The 11561-nt window shown below is 45.7% G+C and carries 8 protein-coding genes; 3 read left to right on the plus strand and 5 right to left on the minus strand.

Annotated elements, in window-relative coordinates; translation table 11 throughout:
- Positions 1 to 2: 2 nt before the first annotated feature.
- Both CIK98_RS17425 and dnaN read right to left on the minus strand, forming a co-directional pair.
- Positions 3 to 857 carry a 3'-5' exonuclease gene (locus CIK98_RS17425; RefSeq protein WP_094386530.1) on the minus strand — a complete coding sequence of 285 codons (855 nt, stop codon included), beginning with the start codon at positions 855 to 857 and terminating at the stop codon, positions 3 to 5.
- Positions 858 to 890: 33 nt separating this feature from the next.
- On the minus strand, positions 891 to 2015 hold the full coding sequence (gene dnaN / locus CIK98_RS17430) for a DNA polymerase III subunit beta (RefSeq protein ID WP_094386532.1): 1125 nt from the start codon (positions 2013 to 2015) through the stop codon (positions 891 to 893).
- 165 nt (positions 2016 to 2180) lie between these two features.
- Between dnaN and CIK98_RS17435 the strand changes: the two genes are divergently transcribed.
- Positions 2181 to 2600 carry a DUF3127 domain-containing protein gene (locus tag CIK98_RS17435; protein ID WP_094386534.1) on the plus strand — a complete coding sequence of 140 codons (420 nt, stop codon included), beginning with the start codon at positions 2181 to 2183 and terminating at the stop codon, positions 2598 to 2600.
- A gap of 63 nt (positions 2601 to 2663) precedes the next feature.
- Positions 2664 to 4685: a helix-hairpin-helix domain-containing protein gene (locus CIK98_RS17440; protein WP_172410020.1), complete on the plus strand. Its 2022-nt coding sequence runs from the start codon at positions 2664 to 2666 to the stop codon at positions 4683 to 4685.
- A 99-nt stretch (positions 4686 to 4784) separates the two neighbouring features.
- Here CIK98_RS17440 and nifJ read toward each other — a convergent pair whose 3' ends face one another.
- Together nifJ and CIK98_RS17450 are read right to left on the minus strand one after the other, a co-directional pair.
- Entirely contained in the window at positions 4785 to 8366 is a 3582-nt protein-coding gene (gene nifJ, locus CIK98_RS17445) for a pyruvate:ferredoxin (flavodoxin) oxidoreductase (RefSeq protein WP_094386538.1), read from the minus strand.
- Positions 8367 to 8426: 60 nt separating this feature from the next.
- Positions 8427 to 9614 (minus strand): ATP-binding protein, encoded by a 1188-nt coding sequence (locus CIK98_RS17450; RefSeq protein ID WP_094386540.1) that lies wholly within the window; start codon positions 9612 to 9614, stop codon positions 8427 to 8429.
- A 152-nt stretch (positions 9615 to 9766) separates the two neighbouring features.
- On the opposite strand from CIK98_RS17450, the gene CIK98_RS17455 reads away from it, so the two are divergent.
- Positions 9767 to 10843: a hypothetical protein gene (locus CIK98_RS17455; protein ID WP_094386542.1), complete on the plus strand. Its 1077-nt coding sequence runs from the start codon at positions 9767 to 9769 to the stop codon at positions 10841 to 10843.
- Here CIK98_RS17455 and CIK98_RS17460 read toward each other — a convergent pair.
- On the minus strand, positions 10830 to 11351 hold the full coding sequence (locus tag CIK98_RS17460) for a LytTR family DNA-binding domain-containing protein (protein WP_172410021.1): 522 nt from the start codon (positions 11349 to 11351) through the stop codon (positions 10830 to 10832). The two genes, CIK98_RS17455 and CIK98_RS17460, sit on opposite strands and share 14 nt — an antisense overlap.
- Between the last annotated feature and the right edge of the window lie 210 nt (positions 11352 to 11561).

Genomic DNA, 11561 nt, shown 5'->3' on the forward strand with positions numbered 1-11561 from the left:
TGTTATAACAGTTTACTTTCGCGAAGTCTTATTCTTGTAAGCACTTGCTTGGTATTGTTGGTGAAGTCGTTTGAAAGCATCCAGCTAAAATATCCAGGGTCATGTCGCAGCACAACACCCACTTCCTGTCCCTTATACTTTCCGAAGTTGAAGGTTTCCACCTTTACGGGCTCACCATTTGAGTTTTTCACCACATTGCCGTTGGCATCTTTTTTCTCAGCCCAAATGATACGTCCCGCAAAGTCTACATTGTCGTTTTGCTTTGAGAAGTCAGCAAGGAACTGCATATCATTAACGAGTCTTCTTTCCGGTTCAGGTTCATTTTCCTCACTGTATTTGTCAAGTTGTCCCATGAGCACGCGATAAGTGGCTTCGGTATCTTGGTCAGCCCTGTGAGCCTCGAAGTCTTCCTCCATTTTTCTACCACAATAGAACTTGTATGCAGCTGCGAGATTGCGTCGCTCTTGTTTGCGGAAGATTGCCATGGCGTCTATAAGTCTGCACTTGCTGAAATCGAAATCGATGCCAGCCCTTAGAAATTCCTCACAAAGCATAGGGATGTCAAAGTTGTTGGAGTTGTATCCAGCCAAATCGCAACCTTTTAACTCCTCAGCAAGGCGTGGAGCTATTTCCTTGAACGATGGACAGTTGGCCACATCGGCATTTGATATTCCTGTTAGTTCTGTGACGAATGAGGGTATGGGAATAAGCGGGTTTATTGTAAGATTTTCCCTCTTTTCTTTACCATCGGGCATCACCTTTATATATGAAAGTTGTATTACACGGTCTTTTATTAAGTCAAGTCCGGTAGTTTCGAGGTCGAATATGACTAATGGTTTCTGAATATTGAGTTTCATTATGTTTATGAAAAATAAAATTATATATATATCCTACTCGTTAAGTAGCATCGGCATAAGAAGCATGAGCACATCCTGATTATCATTCTGTTGCGATGGGACAACGATTCCGGCTCTACTTGGGTCAGCCAGTTGTATATCAACCTCCTGACAGTCGTAGCTGTTGAGTATTTCAATGAAGGCATTGCCCTTAAAGCCAATGCTCATTGGCGCTCCATTGTATTCACATGCCAGTCTTTCGGTTGCAGTCTTCGAGAAGTCAAAGTCCTCTGCATCAAGCTGTAGCACATGACCATCTATGCGGAATCTGACAAGATTGCTTGAGTCGCTGGCGAAAGGCAATACGCGTTTCAGGGCACCCAGCAATGTCTCGCGGTCAACATGAAGCACATTCTGGTTGTTCTGCGGAATAACTGAATTGTAGTTTGGATACCTTCCGTCAATGAGTCGGCACAAGAGTCGTGTATCGCCGAAAGTCACCTCTGCATTGCGATTGTCGAAAGTGATGGTAACGAGAGTGTCATCCTTGGCAAGCATATTCTTCAGGATGGTGGCTGGTTTCTTTGCCAGGATGAGTGAGGCAGCCACATCGTTCTTTATATCATAAATTCTGTTTCTCACGAGTTTATGACCGTCGGTAGACACGATGGTGAGATACTCTGGAGTGATGTCAAAAAACACTCCGTTCATCACTGGGCGGAGTTCGTCCTGTGCAGTAGCGCACAAGCAGCGACTAATGTTTTCCGACAGTAGTGCTGATGACAATTGAATGCTCACGGCAATGTCAGCAATCTTTGCTGCAACGGGATAAACATCCGCACTCTCTATAGGCAACGAGAATTGTCCATTCTGATAAATGATTTTCACTATCTTATCATTTTTGTCAGCCTCGAAAGTAAGCGGTTGCTCTGGAAAACTTTTCACAGCCTCAAGAAGGCTATGATTCTCTATTGCGAAAGAGTCGTCGACATCGCTATCCGACAATTCTATAGTGGTTGTCATGCTGTTCTCGCTGTCAGATGCAGTAATAAACAAGGTGTTTCCTTCTGTACGGAACATAAAATCTGCAAGTATTGGCAACGAATTTTTATTGCTTATAACCTTAGCCAAAGCAAATAATTTGCAGCTAAGAGCTGTGCTTGAAAGTGTAAACCTCATAATTATATTGTATTTTATATTAATTTTTTTCGTTTAGCGACTACAAAAATACAAAAAAAAGACTTTATAGCAAAAATATTATCCAAAAAGTTGCATAAATTAAAACTATTTTGTAATTTTGCGTGGTTAAAACGACATTACAACTAATATTATATAATAATTAATATGGAAATAACAGGAAAAATCATTGCCGTATTACCGGCACAAAGTGGTGTGTCTCAACGCACAGGTAACCCATGGAAATCTCAAGAGTACGTGATAGAAACCCACGAGACTTATCCAAAGAAGTGTTGTTTCAAAATATTTGGTGAAGACAAAATCAATCAAATGAATATTCAGCTTGGAGAAGAAATGACTGTTTCATTTGACATTGATAGCCACGAGTATCAGGGACGATGGTTCAATGACATACGCGCTTGGGCTATAAACCGTAACATCCAACCTGCACCTGGTGTTGGCGTGGCTCCTGTAGCTAACGCAGCACCAATGGGGGCCGCTCCTGTGGCAGATTCCGCAGCTACTGCTCCGTTCCCTCCCACACAAGAACCTGCAGAAGAATCAAGCACCGACGGACTTCCATTCTGAGAAACTGGCCGAAAAAAAGCTAATCCCCGTAACCTCATGTTGGTTACGGGGTGTTTTGATTATATGAAAACTTCATTACTGCCTTTCTTTGTTATTACCACGTTACTTCTATTGTTCGCCACTTACACTGCTAATGGACAGGAAAACGACAACGAGAATTGGGAGAAATGGCTTGAGGCATTGGCTGACTTCTCTGACGAAGATATTCTATGGGACGAAATGCATGACCAATTGGAAGAGTTAGCTGAACATCCCATAAACATTAACGACACAAAACGAGAGATACTACAAACGATTCCGTTTCTCAATAGCCAGCAAGTGATGGACATCGTTGAATACATTGACAGATACGGACCTCTGAAATCAAAAAACGAACTCTTGTCGATAGAGTCTCTCGACTACCATCGCCGCAAACTTCTTTCATGCTTCATTGTAATAGGCGACAAGACAACCGACAGCAAAATCACACTTAGCAAATTACGAAAATATGGAAAACATGATATTATGGGATATATGTCCATACCAACATATACCAGGAGGGGTGACAACGAAGCCTATTACGGTTATCCAGTAAAACACTGGCTTAGATACAACTTCAGCTACGGCAATAAACTGCGTCTTGGCATTGTGGCGTCACAAGATGCCGGCGAACCTTTCTTCGCCAATGTCAACAAGGCTGGCTACGACTACTACTCCCCATTCCTCATGATTAAAGACACAGGAATATTTGAAACCATTGCCATAGGAAGATATAAGGTGTCTTTAGGCATGGGACTTGTCATCAACCAGGGATTTTTTCTCGGCAAGCAGTCTACACTTATGTCGTTTGCATCACCAAAGGGTCCTACTATTAGAGTACATTCATCACGTTCATCCGACAATTGGCTACAAGGAGCAGCCACCACCTTAAACATTGCCAAATGGCTGAAATTCACTTCTTTTGCATCATATCGGAAAATTGATGCCACGCTTAACAAAAACGGAACGGTATCGACACTGCTCTCAACCAGTTACCACCGCACAAAAGACGAGATCCTGCGAAAAAACAATACCTCCATGACACTTGCCGGAGCAAACTTGTCGGCAGACAAAAACGACTACCATGCCGGTGTTTCTTTTGTGGCAACACACATAGACAGACTTCTTGCTCCTAACAAATCTAGTGTCTACAGGGATATTTACCCCGAAGGTCATGATTTCTTCAATGCAAGCGTTGACTACGGATACAGACGCTACCCATTGATGGTGAACGGCGAAACGGCAATAAACCGCGAAGGGCATATTGCGACATTGAATTCCATCAGCTTCAATCTCTCAAGATGGTTGTCGATGACTTTCCTTCAGAGGTATTACTCCGCTCGCTATCACTCGTTCTATTCAAATGCTGTAAACGACGGTGGAAAGGTCCAAAATGAAAGCGGTTACTATCTCGGTACCGAATGGAAACCTGCATACGATATAGATGTGAACTGCTACATTGACTATGCTTATTTTCCATGGCCGCGATACCAAGTGTCACAATCGTCTCACTCGCTCGACGCTTGCGTTTCTTCAAAAATGAAAAAGGGAAACTGGATATTCAATGCGAGGTATCGGTATAGGTTAAGGCAGAAAGACAACTATGACAAATCGTCGTCTACACCTTTGGTATGGACAAAGTCACACAGAGCGAGACTTAGCGTGCAATGGGACAATAGCATCTGGACGGCAGGCCTTCAGACCGACGCATGCACATATAGCTACGACCATCTTTCGAAAGGTATAATGCTTACACAGGTTATTGGTTACAACATGCCGCATCTGTCTATCAGTGCTACTATGAAATTATTTTATACCGATGACTACAACAGTCGTTTGTATTCTTACGAACGTGCTCCTCTATACTGTTATTCCAATTCTGCTTATTATGGTCAAGGTCTGCGATATTCTTTTATGGCAAAATGGAAACCTACAGATTCACTAACTTTAACTGGAAAAGTAGGAGTCACTGACTATTTCGACCGTTCTTCCATTGGCAGCAGTCTTCAGCAGATTGACGCATCCTCAGCCTGCGATGTTGAATTACAGGCGAAGTGGAAGTGGTGAGGAGGAATATGAAGGGAAGAGGAAGGAGGAAAATAAAACTGCGCGTTCCTTTTTTGGGGAACGCGCAGAATTTTATATTATGAAACGATAGCTACGGAATTATGCTTCCTCGCTCCAGTCCATCTTTGTCTGACGAACGTAGGTCTTGTAGCGCTGCTGAGCCATCTTCTGAGCCTCAGCGAACAGCTCCTCAGCCTCGTTAGGATAAGCCTTCTTCACTGACAGGTAACGAACCTCACCCATGAGGAAGTCGTGGAACTTGCTCCAGTCTGGCTCCTTAGAGTCGAGAGAGAATGGGTTCTTGCCCTCAGCGGCGAGCTGTGGGTTGTAACGCCACAAGTGCCAGTAACCGCACTCAACGGCGCGACCTTCCTCAGCCTGGCTCTTACCCATGCCGCCCTTGGCCTTCAGACCGTGGTTGATACATGGAGCATAAGCGATGATGAGTGATGGTCCAGGATATGCCTCAGCCTCACGGATAGCCTTCAAGCACTGAGCCTGGTCGGCACCCATAGCAATCTGAGCTACATAAACATAACCGTAGGTAGTGGCAATCATACCGATGTCCTTCTTCTTGATGCGCTTACCCTGAGCAGCGAACTGAGCGATGGCGCCAAGAGGAGTAGCCTTTGAAGCCTGACCACCAGTGTTAGAGTAAACCTCAGTGTCGAGAACGAGGATATTTACGTCTTCACCGCTTGCGATAACGTGGTCGAGACCACCGTAACCGATGTCGTAAGAAGCACCGTCACCACCGATAATCCACTGGCTGCGCTTTACAAGATAGTGGTCGAGGGTCTGGAGCTCCTGACATACAGGACAACCCTTGGCAGCATTCTCGGCAATTAGTGGCTTCAGCTTAGCGGCAGCAGCCTTAGAAGCCTCAGCATCGTCCTTGCCGGCAATCCACTCGCGGGCAGCTTCCTTGTATTCCTCAGAAACCTTGTCGCTCTCGAGCATCTCACCGAGCAGCTTCTCTACGCGCTCCTTCATCTTCTTGTTACCGAGCACCATACCGAGACCGAACTCGCAGAAGTCCTCGAACAGTGAGTTGTCGAAGGCAGGACCCTGACCCTTGGCGTTAGTGGTGTAAGGTGTTGATGGGATAGAAGCAGAATAGATTGAAGAACAACCTGTTGCGTTGGCAATGATCTCACGGTCACCGAAGAGCTGTGAAATCAGCTTAACGTAAGGAGTCTCACCGCAACCAGAGCAAGCGCCAGAGAACTCGAACAGAGGCTGGGCGAACTGAGAGTTCTTCACGTTGCTCTTGATGTCTACGAGATCCTGCTTGCTGGTAACCTTCTTTGTGAGGTAGGTCCAGTTGGCAGCTTCCTTCTGCATGTCGGCGTTGTCCGGGTTGAACGGAACCATGGTGAGAGCCTTGCCAAGCTTTGGATTGCCTGGGCAGACATCAGCACAGTTACCGCATCCGAGACAGTCGAGAACAGATGGCTCGATAACGAAGTGCATGCCCTTCATGGCAGCAGGAGCCTTCATCTCAAGAGATGCACCCTCATAGCCACCAGCGAGTTCCTCGTCGGTAAGTACGAACGGACGGATAGCTGCGTGAGGACAAACGTAAGAACACTTGTTACACTGGATACAGTTAGCTGAGTTCCAAGCAGGAACGAATGCCTCTACACCACGCTTCTCATACTGTGCAGTACCAGTCATCCAAGTACCATCGACAGTGTCGTGCTTAACGAAGTCAGAAACCTTCAGCAGGTCACCGGCCTGAGCGTTGATAGGACGGACAAGTTCCTTAACGAATGCTGGAGCGTCGTCTTCCTTAACAGCGTCGTCTGGAAGGTTAGCCCAAGCTGGATCAACAGCGAGAACCTTGTACTCACCACCACGGTCAACGGCAGCATAGTTCATGTTTACAACGTCCTCACCCTTCTTGCCGTAAGACTTCACGATGAACTTCTTCATCTGCTCGATGGCAAGGTCAACAGGAATAACCTCAGAAATGCGGAAGAATGCAGACTGGAGAATGGTGTTGGTGCGGTTGCCCAGACCGATCTCCTGTGCAATCTTGGTAGCGTTGATATAGTAAACCTTGATGTTCTTCTGTGCGAACACACGCTTCACCTTGTTAGGAATGAAGTTGATGAGTTCCTCACCGTCGAAGATGGTGTTCAAGAGGAACGAACCGTTCTCGCGGATACCACGTGTAACATCGTACATGTGCAGGTAAGCCTGAACGTGGCATGCCACGAAGTTTGGTGTTGTGATCTGATATGTAGAGCGGATGGGCTCGTCGCCGAAGCGGAGGTGTGAACAGGTGAAACCACCCGACTTCTTTGAGTCGTAAGAGAAGTATGCCTGGCAGTGCTTGTCGGTGTTCTCACCAATAATCTTAACAGAGTTCTTGTTGGCACCTACTGTACCGTCGGCACCAAGACCGAAGAACTTGCACTCCTGGATAGACTGTCCACCGAGAGCCATCTCCTCAACCTCAGGCAGAGAAGTGAATGTAACGTCGTCAACGATACCAACAGTGAAGTGGTTCTTTGGCTCTGGCAACTCGAGGTTGTTGAATACAGAGATAATCTTGGCTGGAGTAACGTCTGAAGAACCAAGACCATAGCGACCTCCAACGATGAGTGGACGGTTCTCCACGTCGTAGAATGCGCTCTTAACGTCGAGATACAGAGGCTCACCCTCAGCACCCGGCTCCTTTGTACGGTCGAGCACAGCGATGCGCTTGCAGCTCTTTGGAACAGCAGCGAGCAAATGCTTAACAGAGAATGGGCGATAGAGGTGAACGCTGATCATACCAACCTTCTTGCCCTCTTTGAGCAGATGGTCGATAGCCTCGCGTGCTGCCTCAGTGGCAGAACCCATAAGGATGATAACATTCTCAGCATCCTCAGCTCCATAGTAGTTGAAGAGGTGATACTCACGACCGGTGATCTCAGAGATCTTGCCGAGGTAGTACTCTACAACCTCAGGCACCTTGTCGTAGTACTGGTTGCAAGCCTCACGGTGGGTGAAGAATGTCTCAGGGTTCTCGGCAGTACCACGTGTAACAGGACGCTCAGGAGAGAGAGCGCGGTCGCGGAACGCCTTGATATCAGCGGGGTCAACCAGCGGACGGATGTCCTCTTGATCCATTACCTCAATCTTGTGATACTCGTGAGATGTGCGGAAACCGTCGAAGAAGTTTACGAAAGGCACCCATGTCTTCAGAGTAGCGAGGTGAGGAACGGCTGTGAGATCCATAACCTCCTGTACAGAACCAGAGCAGAACATTGCGAAACCAGTCTGACGACAAGCCATAACGTCCATGTGGTCGCCAAAGATACAGAGAGAGTGTGAAGCCAGTGTACGTGCAGATACGTCGAAGACGCAAGGCAGGAGCTCACCGGCAATCTTGTACATATTAGGAATCATCAGCAGCAAGCCCTGTGATGCAGTGAAAGTAGTGGTAAGTGCACCAGCCTGCAGAGAGCCATGTACTGCACCGGCAGCACCACCCTCCGACTGCATTTCCTGAACGCTAACTGTCTGTCCCCACAAGTTCTTTCTTGTGCGTGCAGCCCACTCGTCAACATGCTCCGCCATTGGAGATGACGGTGTGATAGGATAGATGGCGGCAACTTCCGAGAACATATAGCTCACGTGAGCAGCAGCCTCATTACCATCACAAGTGATAAATTTTTTTTCTTTAGCCATTTTGTTTGAAATATTAAATGATTAACTACGTTCTATATATTAATATATAAGGTGTATCCCTTAATAGAGGAATCCGAACATCCACAGAGGAATTTGGTTGCCTGAACCTATTTCCGTATTGTATCTTGCATAGTACATGTCGGTGTTCTGCCTGTTTTTTCGTTCGAAACTCAAATTGGTGACTTTAAACTTCATGCATTCGTCCACTACGAACATCGACTCTCTCTGCCTTTGGTTTACCTTATGGTCTTTCCACATAGAGTTCACGAAAAAAGTCTCCATCACATCCTGCTGATCCACTTTTATTGGATATATTGCATACATGAGATTCGAGTTGTGCATCATCACCTTCGTAGGTTTCTTCGGAAAGCATTGCCCTTCCGGATAAATCATGTTTATCAGCCTTGCGTCGGCCAGGTATTTGATGTAGTTCATCACCGTGGCCCTGCTTGTCTCTATCTCATTAGCAAGCATGCTGACATTGGGTGCGAACGAGCCTTCTACCGCAAGCAAATAGAAGAGTTTCTTTATCTTTGAAAGATATTTCAGTTCGATTTGTTTTATCAGCAAGATGTCCACTTCTATCATCATGTTCATGGTCTTGAGCAGGTTTTCCGAGTAGTTGCGGTGCTCTTGATAGAATGGATAAAAACCATGATGAAGGTAGTCCTGAAAATACCTCATTGGAGATACCTTTGCAAGTATGTCCTTTGCCAACTTCTCATGATTGTCGATGAGTTCATCCAGTGTAAACGGTTTCAGTTGCAACCCCGTCTGCAGATTGAGAAACTCGCGGAAAGAGAAACCTCTTAGGTTGTAGCTTTTCACTATTCCGTTAAGTTCCGGATTTTCTTCCTTGAGTCTCATCACACTCGATCCTGTGAATACAATTTTCAGTCCTGGATACATATCATAGCACCTTCTGAGTTCGTTGCTCCAGTCTATGCGTTTGAATACCTGGTCGACAAGCAACACCCTTCCTCCTCTTCTGTAGAACTCCCCTGCAAAGTCAACGATACTCTTTCCCTGAAAATAGAAATTGTTCATATTCACGTACAGACATCGCCGGTCGTCGACACTGAAGTTCTCCTTTGCATACTGAAGTAAGAACGTGGTTTTACCTACGCCACGCGTGCCCTTGATACCTATCATTCTGTCGCTCCAGTCTATCTCGTCCATAAGAGTTCGACGTACAGCGGCATTGGTATGCTCAACCAAATATGTATGCGTCCTGAAGAATTCTTCCATATTTCTGTATTTATAGGTGCAAAGGTAATACTTTCTTTGAAATTTGCAAAGTGTATATAGCAAAAACTTGAAAAAAAGTATTAAATTAATTGTAATTTGAATAATAATCCAAATTTTAATCGTAGTTTTGCACCAAAATATTGTATTCTAACATGTCAACACTTCATATTTTCAATCCTGAACACGACATATCACTGGCTAACGGCATGAGAAAAGTCACTCCTCCTCATGCTGCACGACAGCTTCGCCACGACCTGGGCTTCATTCCGGCTTTATGGGCTAATGAAGGTGACATGGTATTGGTCGATGACTACGCTTGCGCATACCTCTCATACATGTCGTTGAGAAAATCGGTGAAGCGTGTGCTTGGACTTGACATCAGTGAGATGTTTTTTGTGGAGTCTTCGACCCTAAGCAACCTCATGATAAGCGATGTGGAACCATGGGGCTGGGACTACAGTTTAAAATCGTCGATTCTGCCTGTTATATCTGACAAAGATATTATTCCCTCCGACCATTATCTCTCTACCGTAAGGGAATTGTCACACAGAGAGGTCTCTGCCAGACTTCTTAAGACATTGCGTTTCAATGGAACCACGGGAGAGGCTTTAGCATGCTCTACACACGACGAGGCGGTGGCTGCTATCTACAATTTTGGAGGCCATGCCGTGGTAAAGGCGCCTTGGAGCAGCAGCGGCAGGGGGATAAGGTTTGTCAACGGCCATATAGACGAAATGCTCTCCCGATGGATAAAGAATGTGCTTACTAAGCAGCAGAAAATAATGGTTGAACCTCAATATCGCCGCATAATTGATTTTGGAATGGAGTTCTACAGCCAAGGCAATGGTAAGGCAAGCTATTGCGGACTTTCATTATTCTCCACCACTAACGGGGCATATACAGGCAACCTGCTCGCCACTGAAAACCGCAAACGTGAAATCATATCCCGATACGTTAGTCTCGACTTGCTCGACAAGGTGAGGGATAAGGTTTGCTCCTTTGCTTTTTCGCCCATCACCTCTCATTATACAGGACCATTTGGCATCGATATGATGATAGTTGCCCCTAATAACCATAACGGTTATCTCCTCCACCCTTGTGTGGAGATAAACCTCCGGCGCACCATGGGTCACCTAGCCCTTTGTCTAACTCCTGCCGACGACGACATCCAGGGGCTTATGCAGATTGTATTTGAAGACAAATTCAGATTAAGGATTAGCAATGGCTGAGAAGAGACATGAACTGACTCTTTACTGCTGCCGCATTGTTTCTCGATACAGGAACAAGTTTATCGGTGCCGAATAACTGGAGCTGATAGCCTGAATTGCGCGACAACATTGCCACAACAAAATTCAGGTTTACGATAAAGGCACGATGACACTGCACGAGAAACGGGTGGTCGCCAATATTTTCCTTTATCTGTTTCAACGTTATTCGCAACATCTTGTGGCGAGGCTCGTCGTTGTCCAAATACCAAATGTCAGCATAATTTGCCATCGACTCTATATAGATCATAGACGATGCTGGTATTTCTATCGTGGAGTTGCTCACGTTGCCCACAAGCCTAAGAATTGGCTCGGCTGGCTTTTCTTCCTTCTCATCACTTGCTTCTACATCGTCGGCATTCTGCCTAATTTCCTCTTTTTCCGCCAACTCAATCTGCCTCTGTTCAAGCAAATCGTTGATGGCTCTTACCTCGTCGAGCTGGTAACGAAGATACCAGTTGCGGTTTCTCACAAATGTGCCTATATACAAAAACAAGCAAACCGAGGAAACGTAATCCTAAAATCCGCAACTATCATCCAATACACGATTAAGGATAGATTTATGAGTCGTTAGTAGTAGCTTTCAGTAAAAAGCAACAGCACAACATCAATATGTAGCCAACATCCCCTTACCCCACGATGCGACTTGAGGTAATACGCAGATTCTAACCGGAAAGAAAGG

Origin of the sequence: Prevotella sp. P2-180, assembly GCF_002251435.1 — a bacterium.
Lineage (GTDB): Bacteria > Bacteroidota > Bacteroidia > Bacteroidales > Bacteroidaceae > Prevotella.